This window comes from Micromonospora sp. DT46 (assembly GCF_049841735.1).
In the GTDB taxonomy this organism is placed as follows: Bacteria; Actinomycetota; Actinomycetes; order Mycobacteriales; family Micromonosporaceae; genus Micromonospora; species Micromonospora reichwaldensis.
In genome coordinates this window covers 182,119-205,417 of record NZ_JBNCKW010000011.1, presented here as the reverse complement: position 1 = coordinate 205,417, position 23,299 = coordinate 182,119, and the positions used below count along the sequence as shown (strand labels likewise).

26 protein-coding genes are annotated in these 23,299 nt (G+C 74.3%); 12 read left to right on the top strand and 14 right to left on the bottom strand.

All coding sequences use genetic code 11. The annotated features are described in order from the left end of the window. Window positions 1–6: 6 nt before the first annotated feature. Together ACLQ20_RS27995 and ACLQ20_RS27990 are read right to left on the bottom strand one after the other, a co-directional pair. Window positions 7–756 carry an ABC transporter permease gene (locus ACLQ20_RS27995; protein ID WP_151455669.1) on the bottom strand — a complete coding sequence of 250 codons (750 nt, stop codon included), beginning with the start codon at window positions 754–756 and terminating at the stop codon, window positions 7–9. Beyond that, window positions 756–1,700 (bottom strand): ABC transporter ATP-binding protein, encoded by a 945-nt coding sequence (locus ACLQ20_RS27990; protein ID WP_151455668.1) that lies wholly within the window; start codon window positions 1,698–1,700, stop codon window positions 756–758. Before ACLQ20_RS27990 ends, ACLQ20_RS27995 begins: the two co-directional genes overlap by 1 nt. Window positions 1,701–1,930: 230 nt before the next feature. On the opposite strand from ACLQ20_RS27990, the gene ACLQ20_RS27985 reads away from it, so the two are divergent. From ACLQ20_RS27985 to ACLQ20_RS27960, 6 genes are all read left to right on the top strand, one after another. Beyond that, on the top strand, window positions 1,931–2,161 hold the full coding sequence (locus ACLQ20_RS27985; RefSeq protein WP_151455667.1) for a hypothetical protein: 231 nt from the start codon (window positions 1,931–1,933) through the stop codon (window positions 2,159–2,161). 1 nt (window position 2,162) lies between these two features. Further along, complete coding sequence (locus tag ACLQ20_RS27980) at window positions 2,163–3,635, top strand: amidase (protein ID WP_327030699.1); 1,473 nt, start codon at window positions 2,163–2,165, stop codon at window positions 3,633–3,635. A gap of 120 nt (window positions 3,636–3,755) precedes the next feature. Beyond that, on the top strand, window positions 3,756–4,688 hold the full coding sequence (locus tag ACLQ20_RS27975; RefSeq protein WP_151455665.1) for an ABC transporter ATP-binding protein: 933 nt from the start codon (window positions 3,756–3,758) through the stop codon (window positions 4,686–4,688). 8 nt (window positions 4,689–4,696) lie between these two features. Further along, window positions 4,697–5,521, top strand: coding sequence for an ABC transporter permease (locus ACLQ20_RS27970; protein WP_151455664.1), 825 nt, complete (start codon window positions 4,697–4,699; stop codon window positions 5,519–5,521). A gap of 38 nt (window positions 5,522–5,559) precedes the next feature. Continuing rightward, window positions 5,560–6,708, top strand: a complete 1,149-nt coding sequence (locus ACLQ20_RS27965) for a sensor histidine kinase (RefSeq protein WP_425858078.1) — start codon at window positions 5,560–5,562, stop codon at window positions 6,706–6,708. Further along, a complete protein-coding gene (locus tag ACLQ20_RS27960; RefSeq protein WP_101411373.1) occupies window positions 6,705–7,310 on the top strand; it encodes a response regulator transcription factor in 606 nt (201 codons plus the stop codon). The genes ACLQ20_RS27965 and ACLQ20_RS27960 overlap by 4 nt, the downstream gene beginning before the upstream one ends. Before the next feature lie 9 nt (window positions 7,311–7,319). Here ACLQ20_RS27960 and ACLQ20_RS27955 read toward each other — a convergent pair whose 3' ends face one another. Then, a complete protein-coding gene (locus tag ACLQ20_RS27955; RefSeq protein ID WP_151455663.1) occupies window positions 7,320–8,288 on the bottom strand; it encodes a peptidoglycan DD-metalloendopeptidase family protein in 969 nt (322 codons plus the stop codon). Window positions 8,289–8,492: 204 nt separating this feature from the next. Between ACLQ20_RS27955 and ACLQ20_RS27950 the strand changes: the two genes are divergently transcribed. Then, window positions 8,493–9,218: a Clp protease N-terminal domain-containing protein gene (locus tag ACLQ20_RS27950; RefSeq protein WP_151455662.1), complete on the top strand. Its 726-nt coding sequence runs from the start codon at window positions 8,493–8,495 to the stop codon at window positions 9,216–9,218. Between the two features lie 6 nt (window positions 9,219–9,224). Here the strand turns inward: ACLQ20_RS27950 and ACLQ20_RS27945 are convergent, their stop codons facing one another. Next, window positions 9,225–9,743 (bottom strand): hypothetical protein, encoded by a 519-nt coding sequence (locus tag ACLQ20_RS27945; RefSeq protein WP_132240844.1) that lies wholly within the window; start codon window positions 9,741–9,743, stop codon window positions 9,225–9,227. Between the two features lie 124 nt (window positions 9,744–9,867). Then, entirely contained in the window at window positions 9,868–10,059 is a 192-nt protein-coding gene (locus tag ACLQ20_RS27940) for a DNA repair protein (RefSeq protein WP_151455661.1), read from the bottom strand. A gap of 337 nt (window positions 10,060–10,396) precedes the next feature. On the opposite strand from ACLQ20_RS27940, the gene ACLQ20_RS27935 reads away from it, so the two are divergent. Then, window positions 10,397–11,080, top strand: coding sequence for a GNAT family N-acetyltransferase (locus tag ACLQ20_RS27935; RefSeq protein ID WP_151455673.1), 684 nt, complete (start codon window positions 10,397–10,399; stop codon window positions 11,078–11,080). A gap of 203 nt (window positions 11,081–11,283) precedes the next feature. Here the strand turns inward: ACLQ20_RS27935 and ACLQ20_RS27930 are convergent, their stop codons facing one another. From ACLQ20_RS27930 to ACLQ20_RS27920, 3 genes are read right to left on the bottom strand one after another with little or no spacing between them, the layout of a single operon-like run. Further along, window positions 11,284–11,982, bottom strand: a complete 699-nt coding sequence (locus tag ACLQ20_RS27930; protein ID WP_132240842.1) for a TetR/AcrR family transcriptional regulator — start codon at window positions 11,980–11,982, stop codon at window positions 11,284–11,286. After that, window positions 11,945–12,436 (bottom strand): thiol-disulfide oxidoreductase DCC family protein, encoded by a 492-nt coding sequence (locus ACLQ20_RS27925; protein WP_151455660.1) that lies wholly within the window; start codon window positions 12,434–12,436, stop codon window positions 11,945–11,947. Before ACLQ20_RS27925 ends, ACLQ20_RS27930 begins: the two co-directional genes overlap by 38 nt. Beyond that, window positions 12,433–13,020, bottom strand: a complete 588-nt coding sequence (locus tag ACLQ20_RS27920; protein WP_425858063.1) for a hypothetical protein — start codon at window positions 13,018–13,020, stop codon at window positions 12,433–12,435. The genes ACLQ20_RS27925 and ACLQ20_RS27920 overlap by 4 nt, the downstream gene beginning before the upstream one ends. A gap of 166 nt (window positions 13,021–13,186) precedes the next feature. Between ACLQ20_RS27920 and ACLQ20_RS27915 the strand changes: the two genes are divergently transcribed. After that, window positions 13,187–13,543: an STAS domain-containing protein gene (locus ACLQ20_RS27915; protein WP_425858062.1), complete on the top strand. Its 357-nt coding sequence runs from the start codon at window positions 13,187–13,189 to the stop codon at window positions 13,541–13,543. A 1-nt stretch (window position 13,544) separates the two neighbouring features. Here ACLQ20_RS27915 and ACLQ20_RS27910 read toward each other — a convergent pair whose 3' ends face one another. Further along, window positions 13,545–14,747, bottom strand: a complete 1,203-nt coding sequence (locus ACLQ20_RS27910) for a PP2C family protein-serine/threonine phosphatase (RefSeq protein WP_425858061.1) — start codon at window positions 14,745–14,747, stop codon at window positions 13,545–13,547. A gap of 91 nt (window positions 14,748–14,838) precedes the next feature. Continuing rightward, a complete protein-coding gene (locus ACLQ20_RS27905) occupies window positions 14,839–16,290 on the bottom strand; it encodes a glycoside hydrolase family 3 protein (protein WP_151455629.1) in 1,452 nt (483 codons plus the stop codon). Window positions 16,291–16,456: 166 nt separating this feature from the next. Here ACLQ20_RS27905 and ACLQ20_RS27900 point away from each other — a divergent pair, with 166 nt between their 5' ends. Next, window positions 16,457–17,632, top strand: coding sequence for an ROK family transcriptional regulator (locus tag ACLQ20_RS27900; RefSeq protein WP_358122615.1), 1,176 nt, complete (start codon window positions 16,457–16,459; stop codon window positions 17,630–17,632). Window positions 17,633–17,797: 165 nt separating this feature from the next. On the opposite strand, the gene ACLQ20_RS27895 is transcribed toward ACLQ20_RS27900, so the two are convergent. Beyond that, window positions 17,798–18,811, bottom strand: a complete 1,014-nt coding sequence (locus tag ACLQ20_RS27895) for an ABC transporter permease subunit (protein WP_425858060.1) — start codon at window positions 18,809–18,811, stop codon at window positions 17,798–17,800. Further along, window positions 18,808–19,818 carry an ABC transporter ATP-binding protein gene (locus ACLQ20_RS27890; protein WP_327030705.1) on the bottom strand — a complete coding sequence of 337 codons (1,011 nt, stop codon included), beginning with the start codon at window positions 19,816–19,818 and terminating at the stop codon, window positions 18,808–18,810. Before ACLQ20_RS27890 ends, ACLQ20_RS27895 begins: the two co-directional genes overlap by 4 nt. 130 nt (window positions 19,819–19,948) lie before the next feature. Between ACLQ20_RS27890 and ACLQ20_RS27885 the strand changes: the two genes are divergently transcribed. Continuing rightward, window positions 19,949–20,743, top strand: coding sequence for an ABC transporter ATP-binding protein (locus ACLQ20_RS27885; RefSeq protein WP_327030706.1), 795 nt, complete (start codon window positions 19,949–19,951; stop codon window positions 20,741–20,743). Between the two features lie 81 nt (window positions 20,744–20,824). Continuing rightward, on the top strand, window positions 20,825–21,721 hold the full coding sequence (locus tag ACLQ20_RS27880) for a ribokinase (protein WP_327030707.1): 897 nt from the start codon (window positions 20,825–20,827) through the stop codon (window positions 21,719–21,721). A 72-nt stretch (window positions 21,722–21,793) separates the two neighbouring features. On the opposite strand, the gene ACLQ20_RS27875 is transcribed toward ACLQ20_RS27880, so the two are convergent. Beyond that, window positions 21,794–22,543, bottom strand: coding sequence for a hypothetical protein (locus tag ACLQ20_RS27875; RefSeq protein ID WP_425858059.1), 750 nt, complete (start codon window positions 22,541–22,543; stop codon window positions 21,794–21,796). Window positions 22,544–22,600: 57 nt separating this feature from the next. Beyond that, window positions 22,601–23,080, bottom strand: coding sequence for a DUF6232 family protein (locus ACLQ20_RS27870; protein WP_132240829.1), 480 nt, complete (start codon window positions 23,078–23,080; stop codon window positions 22,601–22,603). Window positions 23,081–23,299 lie beyond the last annotated feature (219 nt).

Below are 23,299 nucleotides of genomic sequence, written 5' to 3'. Positions count from 1 at the left end.
GGGCGCTCAGACGCGGGCGCTGTCCTTCAGGTACCGCAGGATCACGGCGCCGCCGAGCACGACGGTCCAGCCCGCGAGCACCACGGCGGCGAGCCCGAGCCGGGCGGTGTCCTCGAACGGGCTGTGCCCGATTTCGGCCAGCCAGTGGCTCGGCATGATCGCGGACGCCGTCTGCATCCAGTCGGGGAACGCGACCGACGGGACCAGCGCGCCGCCGAGTACGCCGAGCAGCATGTGCGAGACGGAGGTGAGCACCTGCACGCTCTCGGCCGTGGCGACCTGGCCGATGAAGACGCCCAGCAGCGCGAACGGCAGCGTGCCGACCCACACCCCGAGCACCAGTTGGAGCCAGCCGCCCACCGGCAGCCGGACGCCCTCCAGCAGCGCGCCGGTGAGCGCCACCGCCGTGATCGCCGGCAGCGCCACCACCATCGCCGCGGTCAGCTTCGCCGCCAGGTAGGAGGTCGGGGACAGGGGGGTGATGCGCAGTTGGCGCTGCCATCCGGTGGACCGCTCGATCGCCACCCTGGTGCCGACGTTCAGCGCGACGAAGAGCGCCCCGAAGGCGGCGAGACTGCCGAGCAGGTGCTCACTGAAGTTGATGCCGGCGCCTCCGCCGGCCAGGTTGGCCTGCATCATGTCGAACAGGTTGGCCTGCATCAGGTAGAGCAGCGTCGGGAACAGGAACGCGACGATCCAGAACTTGCGGGCCCGGAGCACCCGCTTCACTTCGAGCTTGAGGAAGCCGGCGCTCATCAGGCGGCCCCGCCCTTCGTCGCGGTGAGGGCCAGGAACGCCTGTTCCAGGCCGAGGGCGCCGATCTCGACGTCGTACGCCTGGGGGAAGCGCGCGAACAACTCGCGGGCGGTGGCGTCGGAGTCGGAACTGACGATCTCGACGCGCTGGCCACGGGCCTCGGCGGTCATCACGCCGGGCAGCAGGCGCAGCTGCTCGACCGTCGCGTCCGGGACGGTGGCCGACAGCGAGCGGCCCGCCACCACGGAGCGGATCTCCGTGACCGTGCCGTCGGCGATGATCTTCCCGGCCTGTACGAGCACCACCCGGTCGGCGAACTCCTCGGCCTCCTCCATGTAGTGGGAGGCGAACACCACGGTGCGTCCGGAGTCGGTGAACTCCCGCATGGCGGCCCAGAACACGTGGCGGGACTCGACGTCCATCGCCACCGTCGGCTCGTCCAGCACCAGCAGCTTCGGGTCGGACACGAGGGTCATGGCCAGCCGCAGCCGCTGGCGCTGACCGCCGGAGAGCCGGCTGCGGCGGTCGGCGACGTCGGTGAGGTCGGTGCGGCGCAGCACCTCGGCGATCGGCAGGGGGGCGGTGTGCAGCGACGCCACCATCGTGAGCAGCTCGCGGATCGACACGTCGTCGAGCAGGGCGCCGTCCTGGAGCGTCGCCCCGATGACGCCCCGGGTGATGGCCTCCCGGGGGGTGTGCCCGAAGACGCGGATCTCGCCACGGTCGGGGCGGGTGAGCCCCAGGATCATGTCGACGAGCGTGGACTTCCCCGCACCGTTGGGCCCGAGCAACGCGACCACCTCGCCGGGAGCGATCCGCAGGTCGATGCCGTTGACGGCGCGCACGTCGCCGTAGCTCTTGTGCACGTCCGCCACGTCGATCGCCTGTGGGTCCACCGCACCGGGCGTGGGTGTGGCCACGAGGTTCGCGATTGCGTTGCTCATTGATTTCCCCATTTAGATCGGTGCGGGTATGCGAATAGTATTTAGCAGCGCTAGGGAGCGGGGAGCCAGGAATTCCGGGGCCGCCGCCGCGAGAATTGGCGTCCGAGGCGCCTTATTCCGGGGTGGTGAGGGGTGACCGTAGGGGTTACCCCGCGATGGCCGTACCCGCCATCGTCGGACCTGTCGTGGTCCTGGGCTGCGCATTCCGTGGCCCGTGCGGGGAGGTGTTCGTGACACGTCAGAGGCGGAACGGTGACGGTCATTCGTCGACCGTCGACGCGGGAACGGATGTCATGGGTCGTGACGACGCCACGGCCGAGTTGTTCGCCTTTCCACACACCGACTTCTTTCGGGAAACTGTGACGGGCACCGAACGGGAATTGGCCGGTAATCGGCCCGTCAATTCCGCCGCCCCGCGAACCGTCGCGACCGGCCGGCCCGATCACCAGGTGGTGAGCTGACATGGACCGCCTCGCCGCCGCAGCCGAGCGGGCCGACCGGCTCGGGCCGATGCTCGGCACCTTCCTGCACCGCTTCCCTGTCGACGACCCCGGCACGGACGGGCCGCTGCGCGGCACGCTGATCGGCGTCAAGGACGTCGTCGCCGTCGCCGGCGCGCCGAGCACCTGCCAGAGCGTCGTGCACGACGCGGGCTGGTGGGCCGACCGCGACGCGACCGTGGTGGCACGGCTGCGCGCGGCGGGCGCGGTGATCGTGGGCAAGACCACGATGGCGGAGCACGCGCTGTCCCGGCCGGACCCGGACGCGTCCTTCCCGGTGCCGCGCAACCCGTGGGACCCCCACCGGTGGACCGGCGGGTCGAGCTGCGGCAGCGCCAACGGCATCCCCGCCGGGTTCTTCGACGCGGGTGTCGGCACCGACAGCAACGGCAGCATCCGGATCCCGGCCGCGCTGTGCGGCGTGACCGGGCTGAAGCCGACGCAGGGCCTCCTGCCGGCGGCGGGTGTCCGCCCGCTGGCGCGGTCGGTCGAGACGGCGGGTCCGCTGGCCCGTACGGCCCGGGAGTGCGCGCGGCTGCTCGCCGTGATGGCGGACCGGCCCGCGGAGCTGTCCCGGCCGGCGCTCGCCGACCTCGCGGGCGTCCGTGTCGGCGTCCCGGGGGACCTCGTGCGGTACGCCGCCGCGCTGACCGACGACACCGCCGCCGCCTTCGACGCCGCGCTCGACGAGCTGCGGGCCGCCGGGGCGGAGGTCGTCGACGTGCCCCTCGACGAGGCGTTCCCGCTCTTCGCCGCGCAGCTCGTGACGATGCTGGTGGAGGCGTTCGAGGTGCACGGGGCGCAGTTCCGGGCGCGCTGGAACGACTACGGCCGGCCGTTCCGGTGGAACGTCGCGCTCGGCGGCGTGCTCCCGGCGGAGACGTACCTGCGGGCCCAGCGGGTGCGTGGGTGGGGCGCCGAGGCCCTGCGGGCGCGGTTGCGGGACGTCGACGTCATCGCCACGCCCGCCTGGCCGTCCGCCGCCCCCCGCTACGACGACCAGGCCAGCCTCCAGACGATCTCCTTCCTGCCCAGCATCTGGAGCGCGGTCGGCTTCCCCGCGCTGGCGCTGCCGATGGGGGCCGACGGCGACGGGTTGCCGCTGTCGCTGCAACTGGCCGCCGCCCCCGGCCGCGACTTCGAGCTGGCCGCCGTCGCCGACGTCTACCAGCGGCGTACGGGCTGGCACGAGCGCGAGCCGAAGCTGGAGGTCGTGACGGACCTCGCGGCGGTCTGCGCCCCGGAGGCGCCCGCCGACGGGGTCGACCCCGTCCGGCGGGAGCGGCTGGCCCAGGCGTTCGGCGAGCTGGGCGTCCCGCTGGGGGAGGGGGACCTCGACCAGGTGACCATGACGTGGTCGAAGGTCCAGGCTCTCGCGGGGGTACTGCCGGAACTCCCGGTGGACGTGCCGCCGTTCGTCGCCACCACCGGGTGAGCCGCCGGGGGCGGGCGTCGCGCACGTGGCGGACGCACGGGTGAGGCATGCGTACGACACGGTCGGAACGTGACGCGGCGGGGGTTGGTTCTGTCGCCGGTCGACGGCAGCCTGTGAAGCATGGATGACGTCGTGATCGAAGTGGACGGGCTGCGGCGCAGCTACGGGGAGTTCGAGGCGGTGCGGGGGATCTCGCTGCGGATCCAACGAGGCGAGCTGTTCGCCCTGCTGGGCACCAACGGTGCCGGCAAGACCACCACCATCGAGGTCCTGGAGGGACTGCAACCGGCCACCTCCGGCCGGGTCCGGGTGCTCGGGCTGGATCCGGTGCGGGAGCGGGCCGCGCTGCGTCCCCGGACGGGGGTGATGCTCCAGCACGGCGGGTTCACCGGTGCGCTGACCGTCCGGGAGACGGTGGAGATCTGGCGCTCCCTCACCGTCCGGCCGCAGACCACCGCGGAGGTGCTGGACCTGGTCGACCTCGGCGACCGGATGAACGTGGCGGTCGAGCAGCTCTCCGGCGGCGAGGGCCGGCGGCTGGAGCTGGCGCTGGCCGTGCTCGGCCGCCCGGAGGTGCTCTTCCTCGACGAGCCGACCACGGGCATGGACCCGGCCTCCCGGCGCCGCACCTGGGACGTCGTCCGCGAGCTCCAGAAGGGTGGGACCACCGTCCTGCTCACCACGCACTACCTGGAGGAGGCGGAGGTCCTCGCCGACCGGGTGGCCATCATGCGGGGCGGGAGCATCGTCGCCACGGGCGCCCCGGAGGACGTCGTACGCACCCTGCCCGCCCGGATCAGCTTCCGGCTGCCGGCGACGGACGCCCTTCCCGACCTGCCGCACGCCGCCCGCATGGTCGAGGGCGACCGGGTCACGTACGAGTCCCGCCAACTCCAGAGCGACCTCACCCGGCTGCTCGAATGGGCCAACGCGGGCGACATCCGACTGGCTTCCCTGTCGGCCCGACCTGCCACCCTGGAGGATGTCTTCCTGGACATCGCCGCCGACCACGACCAGACCGACCAGCACGCGGAACCGGAGGCCGCCCGATGAGCGGGACGATGACGACGCAGAGCCCCACCACCACCGCCACCCCGCGCGACCGGGCGACCAGGCCGCTCTGGCAGATGGCCGCGATGCTCAAGATGGAGCTGCTGGCGCTGCGTCGCAACTGGACGGCCACCGCCATGTCCGTGGTGACCCCGCTGATGATCGCCATCCTGCTCATCAGCGAGTACGGGGGCGAGGCGGTGCCCGGCGTCCGCCGGGTCGTCAGCATCACCACCCTGATCATGGTCTTCCTGGTGCACCACCACCTGACCACCGTGTACGCGTCGCGCCGCCAGGAGCTGGTGCTCAAGCGGCTGCGGGCGGGGCTCGCCTCGGACCGCACCATCCTGCTCGGCACGGCCAGCAGCACCGTGGCGATCTTCCTCGCCCAGTTCGTCGTGCTGGTCGGTTACGCCCTCCTGGTGCTGGGCCTGCCGATGCCGAAGAACCCGCTGGTCATGGCGCTGGCGTTGCTGATCGGGTCCGCGATCATGGCGGCCTTCTCGGCGGCGCTCTCCGCGATCACCCGCAGCTCCGAGGCGGCCATGCTGACCACCCTGCCGACCCTGGTGATCTTCCTGGCCACGCCGGGTGCGCTGCTGCCGCTCGGCGCGCTGCCGGAGTCGCTGGAACGGATCCTCTGGTTCCTGCCCATGGGGCCGTTCACCGAGATCATGCGCGTCGGCTGGCTCGCCCGCACCGACGAGGGCCAGGCCCTGAGCTTCGCCGGGACGCTGGTCGAGACGCTGCCCTCCTTCGGGGTGCTGCTGGTCTGGCTGGCGGTGTCGCTGTTCACGGCCGCCCGGTACTTCCGATGGGAGCCCCGGCACGGATGATCGAGGTCATCGCGCCACCTGGCATCGGGAGCGTGAGCATGGAGCGGGCGCAGGTCGAGCGTGACGTCGGCCTGCGCCGCGCCCGTGCCGTCACGTTGAGCACCGTCGGCAGCGGCGTCCTGGGCACGTTGCTGCTGGCCGCCGTCGGACTGTCGCGGGAGGAGGATCCCCGCTGGGCGGCGGCCGGGGCGGTGGGCGTCGTCCTGTTCGTCGCCGCGCAGAGCGGAGCGCTGTACGGGGCGATCACCCCGTGGCTGGCCGAGTCGACGCGGCGCCGACTGCTCGCCGGGTTCGTCTGCGCCGCCGTGCTCTCCGTACCGCTGGTCGGGCCCGTGGGCGGGCCGGAGTGGGCGACCTGGGGATTCCTGGGGGCGTCGGTGATCGGCTCGGTGTCCCTGCTGCGGCAGTGGTGGGCCGCCGGCCCGGCGGTGCTGCTGTCCGTGGCGACGGCCGCCGGGGTGGCGGCCTGGAACGGGGCCCCGGTCCGCGGCCAGGTCACCATCGTGCTGGTAGCCGGCCTCTCCATGGCCGCGTGGAACGCCCTCCAGCTCTGGCTGTGGGGGCTGCTCGTCCAGGCACAGCGGGGACGGGCCGCCCAGGGGCGGCTCGCGGCCACCGAGGAGCGGCTGCGCTTCGCCCGCGACGTGCACGACCTGCTCGGGCACAGCCTCTCGGTCATCGCGCTCAAGGCCGAGCTGGCGTCCCGGCTGGCGGCGACGGACGCCGGGCGCGCCAGCCGGGAGGCCGCCGAGGTGCAGCGGCTGGCCGCGTCGGCGCTGGTCGAGCTGCGCGAGGTGGTGCACGGGTACCGTGCGGTGGACCTCGGGGACCAGATCGCCGCGGTGGAGCAGGTGCTGCGTTCCTCCGGCATCCGCTGCGCGGTCGCGCTGCCGCCGGACGACGTACCGTCGGAGATCGCCCGGCAGCTCGTCGCGGTGCTGCGGGAGGCCAGCACCAACGTGTTGCGGCACAGCCGGGCCACCTGGTGCACCATCGAGATCAGCCAGGACGAGGACGAGGTACGGATGACAATGACGAACGACGGCGCCGAGGGGGCGTCGCCGGACCGGCACAGCTTCGGGCTGCGCGGGCTGGCCGAGCGGCTGGCCGAGGCCGGGGGGACCCTGCGCCACGGGATCGACCACGGGGTGTTCCGCCTCGACGTGACGGTACGGACCCGCCCGTGATCAGGGTGCTGCTCGCCGACGACGAGGACCTGATCCGGGCGGCGCTGGCCGCCCTGCTCGGTCTGGAGTCCGACCTGGAGGTGGTGACCGAGGCGCCGGACGGGCGGGCCGCCGTGACCGCCGCGCTCGCCCACCGGCCGGACGTCGCCGTGGTGGACCTCCAGATGCCGGCCCTGGACGGGCTGGAGGTGACGGCGGAGCTGGCGCGCGTCCTGCCCGCCTGCAAGGTGGTGATCCTGACCGGGCACGGCCGGCCGCCGCACCTGCAACGCGCGCTGGCGGCCGGGGCCAAGGGGTTCCTGCCCAAGGGCGCGCCGGGCGGGACGCTCGCCGACGTCATCCGCCGCGTGCACGCCGGCGGCCGGTACGTCGATCCGGCGCTGGCCGCCGACGCGCTCACCGCGCCCGAGTGCCCGCTCACGCCGCGCGAGCTGGACGTGCTGCGGCTGGCCGAGTACGACACGCCGGTGGCGGAGGTGGCCCGGCGTACCCACCTGTCGGCGGGCACGGTCCGCAACCACCTCTCCGCGGCGGTCAGCAAGCTCGGGGTGGCCAACCGGGCGGAGGCGTTCCGCACCGCCCGGGACAACGGCTGGCTCTGACGGGCCCGCTCAGATGAGCACGCTCCAGGTCACCGGGCCGACGAGACCGTCGACGACGAGGCCGTTGCGGCTCTGGAAGCTGCGTACCGCGCTGGTGGTGACCGCACCGAAGCCGCCGTCGACGAGGAGGCTCGCCCCCCGGGCGTTGAGCGCGGTCTGGAGGCCGCGCACCAGGTCACCGGAGTTGCCCTCCCGCAGGGGCAGCACGAGCGCGGTCCAGGTGATCGGGCCGACCATGCCGTCGGCGTAGAGGCCCCGGCCGCTCTGGAACGACCTGACCGAAGCGGCGCAGCCCGGCCCGTAGACCCCGTCCACCACGACGGAGACGCCGCGCGCCCGCACCAGGTACTGGATCACCCGGGGCACCCAGCCCGAGGCGCCCTGGCCGACGCTCGGGTAGCCGGTGCTGCCCACCGGGGCCGTGGAGCCGAGGGTGATGCCCCGGTTGGCCAGGAAGACCCGGGGGTCCATCGAGGTCAGCCGGGGGTTGTGGATCTCGAAGTGCAGGTGCGGGCCGGTCGAGTTGCCGGTGGTGCCCATCAGGCCGACCAACTGGCCGCAGCTGACCTGCTGGCCGGCGCTGACCAGCACCCGGTGCAGGTGGCCGTAGTAGGAGAAGTAGCCGTCGGCGTGGTTGATGTGGACGCTGTTGCCGGTGCGGCCGCCCAGCGGACCGCTCGCGGTGTCACCCGGGTACGAGTTGGTCTTGATGTCCCGGACGGTCCCGGCGGCCGTGGCGTAGACCGGGGTGCCCTGGCTGTTGGCCACGTCCCAGCCCAGGTGACCGGGCCGGCTGGGGCTCTTGTAGCCGGAGGTCAGCGTGCCGCGCGTCGGGTTGCTCCAGCCGGCGACGGCGGCCATCGCGGGGCTGGGCAGGCCGACGACCCCGATCCCCACGCCGACGCCGAGCGCCGTGAGGAGGGTGCGGCGTCGGGCCGGTAGGTGGCTCAGGCCGGCTGTCTCCGGTGCGTCACACATGTTGCCTCCGATGTTCGTCCCGAGGGGGCGGTTGGACGATGGAGACCGGATCGTAAATCTTCTATATCGTCGGGGCAATGGTGAAACTTTCCTACGATCCGTCACGCACCGTGATTCGACGGGGTCGCGGGCCCGGGGTGCGCCACGGACGATTGCCGTCAACTTCAGGTTGACGGTCGACCGTCGTCAACCTATGGTTGACGCATGACGGAACCAGTGCAGATGAACAACCCGGTACGCCTGGACGACCTGATCCAGGCGATCAAGAAGGCGCACACCGATGCGCTCGACCAGCTCACCGACGCGGTCATCGCGGCCGACCACCTCGGCGACGTCGCCGACCACCTGATCGGCCACTTCGTCGACCAGGCCCGCCGCTCGGGCGCGTCCTGGACCGACATCGGCCGCAGCATGGGCGTCAGCAAGCAGGCGGCACAGAAGCGCTTCGTGCCGAAGGCGGACGAGACGCCGCTGGACCCGCAGCAGGGCTTCGCCCGGTTCACCCCCCGGGCCCGCAACGTGGTGATGGCCGCGCAGAACGAGGCCCGCGCCACCGGCCACGCCGAGACCCGCCCCGAGCACCTGGTGCTGGGGCTGCTCAGCGAGCCGGAGGCGCTGGCCGCGAAGGCGATCGTCGCCCAGGGAGTGTCGCTGGAGCGGGTGCGCGAGGCCGCGACGGCCGCGCTGCCGCCCTCGTCCGGCGAGGTGCCCGACCTGATCCCGTACGACGCCCAGGGCAAGAAGGCGCTGGAGCTGACCTTCCGGGAGGCCCTGCGGCTGGGGCACAACTACATCGGCACCGAGCACATCCTGCTCGCGCTCCTGGAGCACGAGAACGGTGCCGGCGCCCTCAGCGGGCTCGGCGTGACCAAGGCCGCGGTCGAGGCCTCGGTGGCGGCGGCGTTGCGGGCCGTCCAGGAGCAGGGCTGACCCGGCTCAGGGCGCGGCGGGGAAGCCGTAGCGGGCGGCGTGCTCGGGATCCGTCGGGTCGACCTGACGGATCCCGGCGTCGGCGAGCCGCTTGTTGACCTCGTCGAGCCGCTCGCGCACCAACCGGGCCTCCTCCTCGGTGACCCGGCCCCGGTGCGGCCGGCCGGCGTGCTCGATCGTGCCGTAGTCGACCCGTTCCGCGCCCTTGCGGGCCTTCGGCGGGCGGACCCGCTCGGCCGTCTTCAACAGCTGCGCCATCGGCACGTCGGTCGCCATCGCGTCGAACTCGCTCGCGGTGAGCACCACCCGGCGCGGCTCGCCGTCGCCGTGCCGGTCGTGGATCTCGACCACCGCGACGTCCAGCGCGGCGTCGTCGATGCCCTCCACCTCGACCGGGGTGGCGTCCAGCCGCACGGGCCCCGCGACCAGGTCAGGGTGCTCCAGGACGACGACGCGGACCACCTCGTCGTCGGGCTGGATGACCGTGCCGCTGAAGTCGGAGACGTGGATCGTCTTCTTGCCCATGCGCGGAGCTTCTCCTGTCGTAGGCCGGGATGCCGGACCAGAAGAAATTACCCGACAGGTGTGCGAAAGCCGCCGGTGGACCGTCCGGGTGTGTCGCGCAGCCACCCCCCGCCACGCGGGACGGTCAGCGGGTGTTCAGGCCGCCGCGCGAGGCGGCGCCGGCCGGCTGCTTGTCCACCTCGCTCCACGGCAGCGCCTCGGCCCCGGCGCGGTGACCCCGGTACGCCGACTGGGCCGGGAACCGCCCGGTGGCCTCGGTGGCCCGCCAGAGTCGCTCGGGGGCCTGGTGGTACCGGTCGTTCGGCTGATTCGGCATGACCATACCGTCCCAAACAAAGTTGTCCATGTATGAAAATGAATATGACGGACGGTCGATGCGTCTGGTTCCCGTGATCGGCCGCCGTCCCACGAACCCGCGGTCATCGACGTACCTGTACGTCTACCCGCCCGCCGCGCCGCCCAACCCTCGACGCCGGCCCGCGTGCCACGGCGCCGGGCCCGCCGGGTCACGGGACGCCGGGTGGGCCCGCCCCGTGACGGGTTCCGTGACGTGGTGCCGCCGTGCCCGCGTACGGTGATCGTCGGCGAGGCGGGCCGGGTGTCGGCGGCCCGGACGCCGAATGACCACGACGGCCGCGGGGAGGTGGGCGGCGATGCTCGACCGGCGGCTGCACCTGCACCTGGCGAGCTGGCTCGGCCAGTGGCCGGCGGGGCCCGGGCTGCACGTGGTCGGCTCGCACCGGCGGGCCCGACCGGCCTGGGACGGCCGGCTCCGGCCCGCCGTCGCGGTGACCGCCGGCGCGAGCACCGTGCTCTCCGTGGCTCCCGACCGGGTCGCGGCGGTCCGCGAGCTGGCCCGGCTGCCGGGCGGGCCGCCGCTTCCGGCGCTGCCCGCCGCGGTCGGACGACCCGGCTGGGCGGTGCACGACGACGTGTTCCGGTGGAGCGTGGCGCCGGCCCCGCTGCCGGACGTGGGGGAGTGGACACCTCCGGGCGCCGCCGGGCTGCCGTCCTGGCTGCGCCTGTTCGACCGGCCGGTGCTGGTGGTGCGCGACGCCCGGGGGCGCTATCTGGCCGGGGTCGGGATCAAGCGGCACGACGCGTACGGCCACGAACTCGCCGTCGGCACCGTGCCGGCGGCCCGGGGGCGGGGGCTGGCCCGGCGGCTGGTCGCCCAGGCGGCGCGCCGGGTGCTCGACGAGGGGGCCGTCCCGACGTACCTGCACGACCCCGCCAACACCGCCTCCGCCCGGGTGGCGACCGCCGCCGGCTTCCCCGACCGGGGCTGGCGCTCGTTCGTCGTCTACCCGCCCCGAGCGCGCCCGGACCCACTCTGACCGCGTGCCCCCTCACGGCGGGGCGCGGACCGTGGATCCCGGGCCGGATCCACGGTCCGCAGTCTCCCCCAGGGTCCCGCAGGTGACGTGCGCACCGATCACGCTACGTAACTGTGGGGGTGAAGGCAAGATGCCGTAGGTGCGATCCGGGTGTCGAATAGCGGACTTGACCTGCGGCTACTCGGGGGATGGCGTCGTAAGGGTCAGTGACGCAGCGTACGAATGAGGTCGAGCACCTGCCGGGTCACCGGGCGCAGCACGCGCAACCGGGACAGCCCCACCAGCCGGTCGACCAACGGCACCGCACCGTCGATGAGCTGCCGGGTGCGGGTCTGGCCGGGCGAGCGGTCGTAGACCCAGTAGAGCACCACCCCCATGTACCCCAACCAGAGCAGCTCCGGCAGGTGCGGGCGCAACTCCGGGTCGACCCGGGCGGTGGAGCCCTCCAGCGCCTCGGCGAAGAGACCGATCGCCGCCTCGCGCGGGCCGGACGACTCCGCCGAGAAGGGGCTCAGCGGGGAGGTCGGCTCCGCCGCCGTCTTGAAGAAGCTGGCGGCGAAGGAGTGCGACGGGGTGAGCACGTCGATCCCGGCGTGCATCACCCCCGCCAGCCGGGCGGCGAGGTCGGGTTCCCGGGCGAGCACCGGCCCGGCCGCCGCCCGGTGCTCCACCTGGGAACGGGCGTAGAACTCCTGGATCAGGTGTTCCTTGGAGCCGAAGTAGTAGTAGGCGTTGCCCACCGCCACCCCGGCCTCCTGGGCGATGGCGCGCATGGTGGTCCGGGCGTACCCGCGCTCGCGGAACAGCCGCATCGCGGTGTCCAGGATGAGCTGCCGGGTCTGCTCGCCGCGCGCGGTCGCCGGCTCACCCGCAGCGGTCGTCGGCGCAGTCTGCTCGGTCATCGGGGTCACCGTATCCCGCCAGGTCGTCGCCCGGCTCCGCCCACGGGTCGCGAACGCGTTCGCGGACCGAGGCGGCGGCGGCGACCACCCGCCGGGCCAGGGGGAGCAGGTGCGGTCGGGCCAGCCGCTCGGCGGCGCCCCGGTGGTCGGCCAGGGCCCAGAGGCAGGCGAACCAGGCGCCGTCCCCGGCGTACACCTCGCCGGTGTCCGCGACCACGGTCAGGTCGCGCAGCGTGGCGTCGTGGTCCAGGCCGGGGAAGCGCCGCCGGGCCTCGGCCGAGCCGGCGGGCACGAACTCCAGGGGTACGAGCTGGGCGCGGGACGCCAGCCAGCGCCGGGCGGACCGGCAGAGTGGGCAGTGCGCGTCGTAGAGGACGGTGAACCCCCGGACGCCACCGCCCCCGTGCGCGGTGGCGTCCGGGAGTCCGCCCGACCCGAGGGGCCTGACGGTCATCGGACGGGCGGGCTGCCGGCCGGCCCGGTCTCCGCCCCCGGGCCGGCGGGGTGCGGGCCGGTAGGGCGCGGGCCGGCGGGCTGAGCGCCGGCGGGGTGAGCACCGGCGGGGTGCGGGCCGGCGGGGTGCGGGGCGGCCGGGTGTGGGCCGGCGGGGTGCGGGCCAGCCGGGTACGGGCCGCGGGGCGCGGGCGGCATCGGCAGTCGGCCGACCGGGGCGAGCGGCGGATGGGTGGCGAACTGGCGCAGCCGACCACGGCGGTACCGGCCGAGCGCGAAGACGTTGAAGAAGTGCAGCGCGCCGAGCACCAGCAGCACCAGGCCGATCTTGAGGGACAGCTCCTCCATGGCCTGGGCGGTGGACCCGACCGGGTCGGGGTGCTTCATGGCCACCGTGACGTAGCCGAGGTTGAGCAGGTAGAAGCCGACGACGAGCAGGCTGTTGACGGCCTTGGCCAGCCGTTCGTCGGCGAAGACCTCCTCCAGGAAGACCAGCCCGTTGCGCGACAGCGCCCGGGCCACCCAGACGGTCAGCCCGATGCTGATCGCCAGGTAGACCAGGTACATCCAGACCTTTGTATCCATCGCCGACGCCCCTCTTGAACGTGTTCAAATGTTGTCGCCTCAGCGTAGGCGACTTCTTGAACACGTTCAAGAGGGGCGTCGTGACCGTCGGCGTGGTCCGGTCGGGCGGGGGTCGGTAAGGTCGAGTCGCGCCGGTGCCGGCGCGACCTTCGACGGTGAGGCGGCCATGGACCGGGGTGAGCGGAACGCGGAGCCGGGCCAGGTGGTCCTACGCCCGGCCGGTGAGATCGACATGGCCACCGCTGGCGAGTTCGAGGCGACGCTCACCGAGGCGCTGCGCCGACCCGGCGTCCGGGAGGTCGTCGTCGACCTGGCCGACCTGCGGTTCCTGGACTCCAGCGGCGTACGCGTCCTGGTGCACGGCGTCTCCGTGGGCCGCGAGCGCGACGTGACGATGTGGGTGACCGGCCCGCAGCCGGGCGTGGCGCGGGTCCTTCGGATCACCGGGGTCGGCACCCTGCTCGGGCTCGTCGACTCCGACGCCGACGAATCCGTCGCGCGGGGATGGCGCGGGCTGGACTGACTCAGGGCTCCGAGTTCGCCGCCGCGGCGGCGGACCACTCGACCAGTAGCAGGGTCGCGTCGTCCTGGTGCGTCCCGCCCTGGTGTTCCGTCACCGCGTGACTGAGGCGGCGCAGCGTCTCCGCCGCCGGGCGACCGGAACCGATGTGCCGCTCGGCGAGATCCGCCAGGCGGGAGAGCCCGAACATCTCGCCCGCCGCGTCGCGCGCCTCGGTGACTCCGTCCGTGTACAGCAGCAGCCGGTCACCGGGCTCCAACCGGGTCCGCGCCACCTCGACGCGGCCGTCGGGCAGGCCGAGCGGGAGCCGGCGGCCCCCGGTCAGCCCCTGCACGGCCCGTCCCCGGCGCAGCAGCACCGGCGGCGGGTGTCCCGCGTTGACGTACCGCAGCGTTCCGGAGCCGGTGTCGAACTCGGCGAGCACGGCGGTGACGAACCGCGCGTCGTCCCACTGGCCGGCGATCGCGGCGTCCACCGCCCGGACCAGGCCGGGCAGGTCGGAGCCGGTACGCCGGGCCGCCCGCAGCGCCGCCAGCGCCACCGAGGTGGTGAGCACCGCCGGCAGGCCGTGCCCGACCCCGTCGAGGATCGCCAGCGTCAGGGTTCCGCCGTGCACCGCGTAGTCGAAGGCGTCGCCGCCGACCTCGTAGCAGGGCTCGAGCAGGGCGCTGACCACCGCCTCCGAGGTGGCGAAGGTCAGCGGCGGGAGCAGGTTCCAGAGCAGCTCGGCGGAGACCCCCATCGGCCGGCTGCGCCGCACCCGGTGCAGGGCGTCCCCGTAGTCCCTCTTGCTGGTGACCAGGTGGCCGACGAGCCCGGAGACGAGCCGGCAGCCGTCCCGTAGCGCCTCGTCGGCGAGGTCGGCGTCGGCCGGCGGAAACACCTCCAGCAGTCCCAGCCGGTCGGTGCCGTTGACGATCGGGACCCACAGCCGGGGCGGTGGCCCCTGCCCCGCGTGCACCTCGACCTGGGTGAAGGCCCGCCCCGCGAGGCTGGTGTCGATCGGCAGCACCTCCGGCGCCGCCCGCCTCGTCCCGGGCAGCGGGCGCAGGCCGTGCTGCTCGGCGTCGACCAGGTACACGGTCGCCGTCACGCCCAACGGCCCGAGCACGGCGTCGACCGTGGCGGCGAGCTCGTCCGGGGGCAGCCGGTGGGACCGGGACACGAGGTCGGCCAGGGCCCGGTGCCATGGGTCGGTGGCGGTCATGCTGTCGCATACCCCGGCCGGGCCCGGTCGAAGCGGCCGGGCCCGCCCGTGAGTGACCGCCACCTGCCGGCGCGTACCCCCGGTGCCCGCGTCAGCCGGTCAGGCCGAGCACCTCGGCGGCCGCGCGGCCGCAGGCGTGGCTCGCGCCGTACGTGGTGACGAACGCCCGTACGCCGGCCGGACGCCACCGGGAGGGCCAGCCCATCTCGACCACGGTCACCGGGTGCTCGGCGGCCAGCGCGGTCACCAGGTCCGCGCCGCCCGGCAGCCGGTGCAGATGGCGGCCGACCAGCACGATCGGCCGGTCCCCGGCGAGCTGGCGCAGGGCGGCCGGCCCGGTCTCGGTGGCGACCACCCGCAGCTCCTCCGTGCCGTCCAGGTGCGGGCCGAGGCCCCACGGCACCCGCCCCTCGGCGATGGTCGACGCGGCGTGCAACTGGACGATCAGCGGGCGGTCCAGGCCGGTCAGCTCCCCCTCCACCCGCACGGCGCGCCGCGCCGCGGCGTACCCGAGTCCGTCGGGGGCGGCCGGCGTCGTGCCGGCGGTCCGGGTCCAGGCGGCGAGCGCGGCGGCGCGGCCGGCCGCCTCCTCCACCCGCGAGCGGTCCAGGCGGCCGTCGCCGAGCGCGCCGACGATCTCCGCGACCACCCGCTCGACCAGCTCGGCGTCGACCTGGGCGCCGATGCACAGCAGGTCGGCACCGGCGGCCAGGGCCCGGACGGCGGCCGGGCCGACCCCGCCGGCGGCCACCGCGGCGCCCTTCATCTCCAGCGCGTCGGTGATGACGGTGCCGGTGAAGCCGTACTCGCCGCGGAGCAGGTCGACCAGGACCGCCCGGCTGAACGTGGCGGGGCCGTCGCCGGTCAGCGCCGGCACCCGGATGTGCGCGGTCATGACGGCCCGCGCGCCGGCCTCGACGACAGCGGCGAACGGCGGCAGGTCGCGCCGGCGCAGCACGTCGAGCGGCACGTCCACGGTGGGCAGTTCGTGGTGGGAGTCGGCGACCGTCGCGCCGTGGCCCGGGAAGTGCTTGGCGCAGGCGGCGACCCCGGCGGCCTGGAGGCCGGTGACGGCGGCGGCGGAGTGCGCGGCGACCCGGGCCGGGTCGGCGCCGAACGAGCGGGTGCCGATCACCGGGTTCTCGTCGGCGGTGTTCACGTCCACGGTCGGCGCGAGGTTGACGGTGACGCCGAGGGCGGCCAGCTCCGCGCCGATGGCCTCGTAGACGCGGCGGGTCAGCGCCACCTCGTCGATCGCGCCGAGCGCCGCGTTGCCCGGGTACGGGCTGCCGGTGGCGTGCGCCAGCCGGGTGACATCGCCGCCCTCCTCGTCGATCGCGATCAGCACGTCCGGGCGGCCGGCCCGCAGGGCGGCGGTGCTCGCCGCCACCTGCCCCGGGTCGTGGACGTTGGTGCCGAACAGGGTGTGCCCCGCGAGCCCCTCGGCGACCAGGTCGACCGCCCAGCCCGGGGGAACCGGCCCCGGGTACGCGGCGAGCAGCGTGCCGAGCGCGAGCCGGCGCAGTCCTGGATCCAGCCCCACGTGATCTTCCCCTTTCGTCCCCGCGGCACGGAAGTCGTACCGGCGGGGGTCGGTGACGTACCGGGTCGGCCGACCACCCCGCTCCCGGGCGGCCGATACGCTGTCGGCTACCCGCTCGCAGGTCGGTTTACAGTTAGCAAGGTTTACCAAAACTAGAGGACGTGGCATGAGTGCGACCCGGCTGCCCGGCACCCCCCGCCTGTTGCGGGCGCTGAACGACCGCGCGGCGTTGGAGCTGCTGCTGGAGCGGGGGCCACTGACCCGGGCCCGGCTCGGCGAGCTGACCGGGTTGTCCAAGGTCACCGCGTCCCAGCTCGTCGAGCGGCTGGAGGAGCGTGGCCTCGTCACGCGGGTCGGCGAGCAGGCCGGCGGGCGGGGGCCCAACGCCCAGCTCTACGCCGTGCGGCCCGGCAGCGCGCACGTGGTCGGGGTGGACGTGGGCGCCGACCGGGTGGTGGCCGCCTGCGCGGACATCACCGGGGCGGTGATCGGCCGCGTCGAGCAGTCGGTCCGCGACACCGACGACCCCGTCGGGGTGGTGCACAACGCGGTCGTCCAGGCCGCGAGCAGCGCCGGGGCGCAGCTGGCGAGCGTACGGCGGATCGTGCTGGGCACCCCGGGCCTCGTCGACCCGGGGACGGGCGACATCACGTTCGCCTTCAACCTGCCCCGTTGGCACACGGGTCTGCTGGCCGCGCTCCGGGACGACCTGCACACCCAGGTGGTCTTCGAGAACGACGTGAACCTGGCCGCCGTCGCCGAGGCGCAGTCGGGCGCGGCCCAGGGACTGACGGACTTCGTGCTGGTCTGGGTCGGCGCCGGCGTCGGCCTGGCGATCGTGCTGGGCGGCCGGCTGCACCACGGCAGCAGCGGCGCCGCCGGCGAGATCGGCTACCTGCCGGTGCCCGGGGCGCCCATCCCGCGTGACGTGTCCCGCCGGGCGAAGCCGGCGTTCCAGCAGCTGATCGGCGCGGACGCGGTCCGCGACCTGGCCCGCGCGCACGGCTACCCGGACGACAGCGGCGCGGTGGCGGTACGGGCGGCGGTGGCCGACGGCACGGCGGGCGGTCCCATGCTCGACGAGGTGGCCCGCCGGCTGGCGCTGGGCGTGGCGAGCACCTGCGTGGTGCTGGACCCGCCGCTGGTGGTGCTCGCCGGCGAGGTCGGCCAGGCCGGCGGGGCGGCGCTGGCCGAGCGCGTGCAGCACGAGGTCGCGGCGATCACGCTGGTCCGTCCCCGGGTCGTGCCGACCGGGCTGACCGAGGAGCCGATCCTGCGGGGTGCGCTGCGTACCGCGCTGGACGCCGTCCGCGACGAGGTCTTCGGCTCGACCGTCGGCTGACCGGGGCCGGCCGCCCGCCGGCGCGGAGCGCGCGCCGGACCCCGCCGACCAGGGTCGGCGAGGTCGGCGGCGGCCCGGCGTCATGTGAAGGAATATTTCATCGCGGGCCGGGATGCTGCAAGGTCCTGCCGCGCTCGCGCCCGCACCGTCGACGGCGGACGGGCGTCACATCAGGTCGCGGCGGCGGAACGCCACAAAGGCGGCGGCGACCAGCGCGCCGGTCAGCCCGAGCAGCAACACCAGCGCCGGCTGCCAGGTCACCACGTAGAGGCCGTTGCAGGAGTTGGAGACCCCGTTGTCGCACGCCCGGTAGTCCCAGAACTCGACCCGGCCGTTGAGCAGGGCGGCGGCGTAGCTGGAGAGCATGTACCGGTCCACCTTGATGACCTCCAGGATCTCCATCACCAGCCGGGCGCCCAGCTCCCACACCACCAGGTAGCCGGCGATCGCGCCGAGCGCCGCCGAGGTGTGCCGGCCCAGGGTGGCGACGGCGAACCCGACCACGGTGAGCAGCAGCACCAGCAGCATGCCGCGCCCCCAGTTCGCGCCCAGCGAGCCCCAGAACTCCCCGTCGAGCCGCCCCGGCCGCCCGGCGACCTGCGCGATCAGCCAGAACGTCCCGAGGTACGCCGCCGAGGCCAGCACGGACAGCAGCGCCGTCCCGCCGAGCAGCGTGCCCAGCTTGGTGCCGAGCACGGTCATCCGCCGGGGACGCCAGAGCAGCAGGTTGACCACGCCACCGGAGTTCAGGTCGGCGCCGATGTAGGAGGCGCCGACCAGGAAGCCGAAGAGCGCGAGGAAGGCGATGAGGAAGTAGAGCAGCGGCTTCGCCTCCTCGGCGAAGGTGAACACCCCGGCGAGGTAGTCGGACGCCACGGGCGCCCGCTCCATCAGGGCCGGGTCGACCTCGCTGCAGTCGTCGGGGACGTACTCCTGCACGTCGTCCGCCTGCACGACGCCGCGCTGCCGGTCCAGGCAGAGCTGGTGGGTGCGCTCCAGTTCGCTGCGCGCCGCGGCGGCGGACTGCTGGGCGTCGAAGACCTCCTGGGCGGTGGGCCGGTGGGAGCTCGCCAGGGTGGTCGCCGCCGTGACGCCGAACGCGAGCACCAGCAGGACGAGCATGAGCTGCACGAAGCGCCGGGCGCCGAGACGCTCCAGCTCGGCACGGACCAGGTTCACGCGTCCACTCCCCGCTCGTCGAGGTCGATCACCGGTTCGGAGGGCCCGCCGTCGGGCAGCACCGAGTCGTCCACCTGCCGGGGCAGCGTCGGGTGCGCCGCCGGGCCGGTCAGTTCGAGGAAGGCGCTCTCCAGGTCGGGCCGCAGCGGGGTCAGCTCGCGCACCCAGAGGCCCGCCTCACCGAGGGTGCGGCTGACCTCGGTGGCGTCGTCCACGTCGGCCACCACCAGGTGGTCGTCGTGCCCGGTCGCCGCCAGCCCGGCCGCCGTCAGCAGCTCCACCGCCCGCTGCGGATCGTCCACCCGCACCAGCAGCTCGTGCCGGTCGAAGCCGGCCAGCACCTCGTCGACGCGCCCGGCGGCCACCCGCCGGCCCCGCGAGATGATCGTCACGTGGTCGCAGATCAGCTGGATCTCGGCCAGGATGTGGCTGGAGACCAGTACGGTCACGCCGGCCTCCGCCAGCGAGCGCATCAGGTCCCGCATCTCCCGGATGCCGGCCGGGTCCAGGCCGTTCGCCGGCTCGTCCAGGATCAGCAGCTCCGGGTCCTTGAGCAGGGCGGACGCCACCGCCAGCCGCTGCTTCATGCCCAGCGAGTAGCCCTTGACCCGTTCGTCGCCCCGGTCCCGCAGGCCCACCTGCTCCAGCACCTCGTCGACCCGGGCGACCGGCACGCCGCCGGCCCGGGCGAGCAGGCGCAGGGTGCGGTGGCCGGTGAAGTTGCCGAAGAACTGCGGGCTCTCCACGATCGCGCCGACCCGCCCGGCCACCAGGGGCAGCCCGTCCGGCGAGGGGACGCCCAGCACCGTCATCCGACCCGCGTCGGCCCGTACCAGCCCGAGCAGGGCGCGCAGCGTGGTGGTCTTGCCCGACCCGTTGGGGCCGAGGAAACCGTGGATCTGGCCGGCCTCCACCAGCAGGTCGAAGCCGTCGACCGCCACCCGGCGGCCCTGCCGCACGCTGTGGAAGGTCTTGCGCAGCCCCTCGATCTCGATGACCGCGCTCATCCGCGCGGCTCCCTGCTCCGACCGGGCATGGACCGTCCTCCGCTTGTGGTGACCAACGACACGGCGCCCCACCCTATGGCCGGGGCGCCGCCCGTGGGGGGCGCCCCGCGTTGCGTGGTTGGATGGTCGGGTGACTGGGGACGAGGATCTGGTGGTCAGCCTCGACGGCGTCGGCGTACGCCGGGCTGGCACGGCACTGCTGCACGACGTCGACTGGCGGGTCGAGTTGGACGAGCGCTGGGTTGTGCTCGGGCCGAACGGCGCGGGAAAGACGACCCTGCTCAACCTCGCCGCCGGGCGGCTGCACCCGACCACCGGCACCGCCCACGTGCTCGGCGAGCGGATCGGCCGCACCGACGTCAACGAGCTGCGGACCCGCATCGGGCTCTCCACCGCCGCCCTCGCCGAGCGGGTGCCCGCCGAGGAGCGGGTCAGCGACGTCGTCGTCACGGCCGCCTGGTCGGTGCTCGGTCGCTGGCGGGAGAGCTACGACAGCAGCGACGAGGCCCGGGCCCGCGCCCTGCTGGGTCAGCTCGGCATCGGCGGCCTCGCCGAACGCGCCTACGGCACCCTCTCCGAGGGGGAACGCAAGCGGGTGCAGATCGCCCGCGCGCTGATGACGGACCCGGAGCTGCTGCTGCTCGACGAGCCCGCCGCCGGGCTCGACCTGGGCGGGCGCGAGGACCTGGTCGCCCGGCTGGCCGAGCTGGCGTACGACCCGGACGCCCCGGCGCTGGTGCTGGTGACCCACCACGTGGAGGAGATCCCGCCCGGCTTCACCCACGCGCTGCTGCTGCGCGAGGGCGGCGTGGTGGCGCAGGGGCTCCTCGACGACACGCTGACCGGGGACAACCTCTCCAAGACCTTCGGGCTGCCGCTGGTGGTCGAGCGCTCCGGCGACCGGTTCACCGCCCGCGCCGCCTGACCGACGCCCCGGCCCGGACGACAGCCACCGGCCGGGGTCCTAGACTTCGCCGCAGCGCAACCCGGCGGCGAGGAGGTGGCGATGCGGCAGACCCGGGTCGTCGTGGTGGGCAGCGCCAACATGGACCTGGTGGGCACCGCCCCCGCCCTGCCCCGACCGGGGGAGACCCTGCTCGGCACCGACTTCGTCATGGTGCCCGGCGGCAAGGGCGCCAACCAGGCCGTCGCCGCCGCCCGGGCCGGCGCCTCCTGCGCGTTCCTCGGGGCGATCGGCTCCGACTCGTTCGGCGTCACCCTGCGGGCGCGGATCACCGCCGCCGGGGTCGACACCGGGCAGCTCCGCACGACGTACGGCACGTCGGGCGTGGCGCTGGTGATGGTCAACGCCGAGGGCGAGAACGCGATCCTGGTCAGCCCGGGGGCCAACGCCTCGATGACCGGCCTGACCGAGCCCGAGCTGACCGCCGTACGCGGGGCGGACGTGCTGCTCGCGCAGCTGGAGATCCCGGTCGCGACGGTGACCGAGGCGGCCGTCGTCGCCCGGGCGGCCGGCACCCGGGTGGTGCTCAACGCCGCCCCGGCCGTGCCGGTGCCGCCGGAGCTGCTGGCGGCGACCGACCTGCTGGTGGTCAACGAGACCGAGGCACAGGCGCTCACCGGGCGCGGCCGGGACGAGCCGTCGGCTCTGCTCGACCTGGCGCCCCGGGCGGTGCTCACCCTCGGCGCGGAGGGCGCCTGGTACGGGGACCGGGACGGCACCGCCGTGCACGTGCCGGCGGTCAAGGTCGACGTGGTGGACTCCACGGCCGCCGGGGACGCCTTCACCGCCGCGCTCGCCGTGGCCTGGGGCGAGGGCCGGGACGTGGTCGACGCGGTGCGCTGGGCGGCGGCGGCCGGGGCGGCCTGCGCCCGCCGACTCGGCGCCTCCGTCGCGCTGCCCACCCGGGCCGAGATCGACGAGCTGTACGTCCCCGCCTGATCCGGTCGACCCACCACCCGGGGGAGTCCGTCCGACAGGATCAGCGCGACGATCCGCGACGGTGCGCGGCGGTCACGCCTCGGCGTCGTCGGTGAGCTTCTCGCCCCGGCGGCGGAGCATGCCCAGCCCGGGGATGCCGGCGACGGCGAGCTTCAGGTCGCGGGTGACGTCGAGCAGGTCGTGCAGGTCCGGGCCGACCCGGTCCAGGGTGGCCAGAATCGGCAGGATGTCCGCGGTCAGGTGCTGCTTGAGCTTCGGCAGCTCGTCGACGAGCCGGATCGCGGCGTTCACCTCCTCGTGGCTGAGCTGCTCGACGAAGCGGTTCGCCATCGGAGCGCCCCGGCGCAGCGCCGGCTCGTACGCCGTCAGCAGCTCCGCGGCGGTGGCCGCCGCCTCCGCTGCGGTGCCCACGGTGCCGGCGGCCCGTACGGCCACCGCGTCGGCCTCGGCGACCACCGCGCCGGCCGTACGGGACACCTTCTCCGCCTCGCCGACCACGACGGCCGCGGCGGCCGCCACCTCGGTGGCCGTCTCGATCGCGGTGGTCGCGGCGGCGCTGATGACGGCCACCTCCCGTACCGCGCCCTCGGCGTCGGTGAGCACCCGGTCGGTGCGGTCGAGGGTCTGCTCGATCCGGTCCACCACACCGTCGACGCGGTCCACCACGCCGTCGACCCGCTTCAGCAGGGCCTCCACCGAGTCCAGCACGGCGAACGCGCGGGCCGGCACGGCGGCGAACGAGGCCGCCGAGCCGAGGGCCTGGTCGAGGGCGGAGCGGGTCAGACCGACGACCGCGGCGGGCCGGGGGAGGGGAATCACCATGGCACCAAGTGTGCGTCGCCCGCGCCCGCACCGCCGGACAGGGCGGCGGGAGCGGGGTCAGGAGTCGGTGTACTGCTCGACCGCGCGCTGCACCGCCCGGTAGATCTGCCCGAACCGCAGCGCGTCCGGGGTGCGCAGCAGCAGCACCTCCCGGCCGTGGTGCTGGACCCAGAGCTCGTGCACCTTGCTGCCCCGCTCGTAGGAGCGGTCGAGCCAGCCGAGCGGGATCTCCAGGAAGGGGGCGAGGGCCAGCGCGCCGACCACGCACGCGGCAAGAATGATCAGCGCCAGCTGCCACTCGCCCCGGTCCTGCGCCGACCAGGCCAGCGAGAGCACGCAGACCACCGCGACCAGGGGAGGCAGCGAGAGGAGCAGGACCAGGACGCCGCGCCCCAGCACCCGCCCCCGTACCGCCAGCGTCTTCGGCCCCTGCGCATGCCAGACGTACGTCACGTCGGCGATCGCCACGGCGTGGCCCCCGGCCCGGATCGACTCCGACGTCACCTGCACCGCGTCGTCCCGGTAATAGATGGTCATCACTAAGCCTAACCACTGCGGGGCGGGTCGCGCCGCTCGCGCCGCTCGCGCCGCCCGCTCCGGCGGAGGTGGCGTCGGGCGGGTCGCGCCGGGCGGAGGTGGTGCCCGGCGGGGTCATGTCGGGCGGAGATGGTGTCGCGTCGGCCCTATGGAGCTGAATCGTCTATGACATCGCCCTCTGGGTCGCTGGCGCTCGTCCCGATGCCGGACCGGCTGAGT

Coding starts and splice junctions, on each gene's coding strand:
- ACLQ20_RS27945 (WP_132240844.1), bottom strand. CDS start 9,743: ATGGGCAAGAAGACGATCCACGTCTCCGACTTCAGCGGCACGGTCATC.
- ACLQ20_RS27965 (WP_425858078.1), top strand. CDS start 5,560: ATGGAGCGGGCGCAGGTCGAGCGTGACGTCGGCCTGCGCCGCGCCCGT.
- ACLQ20_RS27900 (WP_358122615.1), top strand. CDS start 16,457: ATGAGTGCGACCCGGCTGCCCGGCACCCCCCGCCTGTTGCGGGCGCTG.
- ACLQ20_RS27920 (WP_425858063.1), bottom strand. CDS start 13,020: ATGGATACAAAGGTCTGGATGTACCTGGTCTACCTGGCGATCAGCATC.
- ACLQ20_RS27995 (WP_151455669.1), bottom strand. CDS start 756: ATGAGCGCCGGCTTCCTCAAGCTCGAAGTGAAGCGGGTGCTCCGGGCC.
- ACLQ20_RS27935 (WP_151455673.1), top strand. CDS start 10,397: ATGCTCGACCGGCGGCTGCACCTGCACCTGGCGAGCTGGCTCGGCCAG.
- ACLQ20_RS27940 (WP_151455661.1), bottom strand. CDS start 10,059: ATGCCGAATCAGCCGAACGACCGGTACCACCAGGCCCCCGAGCGACTC.
- ACLQ20_RS27890 (WP_327030705.1), bottom strand. CDS start 19,818: ATGAGCGCGGTCATCGAGATCGAGGGGCTGCGCAAGACCTTCCACAGC.
- ACLQ20_RS27975 (WP_151455665.1), top strand. CDS start 3,756: ATGGATGACGTCGTGATCGAAGTGGACGGGCTGCGGCGCAGCTACGGG.
- ACLQ20_RS27990 (WP_151455668.1), bottom strand. CDS start 1,700: ATGAGCAACGCAATCGCGAACCTCGTGGCCACACCCACGCCCGGTGCG.
- ACLQ20_RS27930 (WP_132240842.1), bottom strand. CDS start 11,982: ATGACCGAGCAGACTGCGCCGACGACCGCTGCGGGTGAGCCGGCGACC.
- ACLQ20_RS27970 (WP_151455664.1), top strand. CDS start 4,697: ATGACGACGCAGAGCCCCACCACCACCGCCACCCCGCGCGACCGGGCG.
- ACLQ20_RS27915 (WP_425858062.1), top strand. CDS start 13,187: ATGGACCGGGGTGAGCGGAACGCGGAGCCGGGCCAGGTGGTCCTACGC.
- ACLQ20_RS27910 (WP_425858061.1), bottom strand. CDS start 14,747: ATGACCGCCACCGACCCATGGCACCGGGCCCTGGCCGACCTCGTGTCC.
- ACLQ20_RS27880 (WP_327030707.1), top strand. CDS start 20,825: ATGCGGCAGACCCGGGTCGTCGTGGTGGGCAGCGCCAACATGGACCTG.
- ACLQ20_RS27955 (WP_151455663.1), bottom strand. CDS start 8,288: ATGTGTGACGCACCGGAGACAGCCGGCCTGAGCCACCTACCGGCCCGA.
- ACLQ20_RS27875 (WP_425858059.1), bottom strand. CDS start 22,543: ATGGTGATTCCCCTCCCCCGGCCCGCCGCGGTCGTCGGTCTGACCCGC.
- ACLQ20_RS27925 (WP_151455660.1), bottom strand. CDS start 12,436: ATGACCGTCAGGCCCCTCGGGTCGGGCGGACTCCCGGACGCCACCGCG.
- ACLQ20_RS27980 (WP_327030699.1), top strand. CDS start 2,163: ATGGACCGCCTCGCCGCCGCAGCCGAGCGGGCCGACCGGCTCGGGCCG.
- ACLQ20_RS27870 (WP_132240829.1), bottom strand. CDS start 23,080: ATGACCATCTATTACCGGGACGACGCGGTGCAGGTGACGTCGGAGTCG.
- ACLQ20_RS27950 (WP_151455662.1), top strand. CDS start 8,493: ATGACGGAACCAGTGCAGATGAACAACCCGGTACGCCTGGACGACCTG.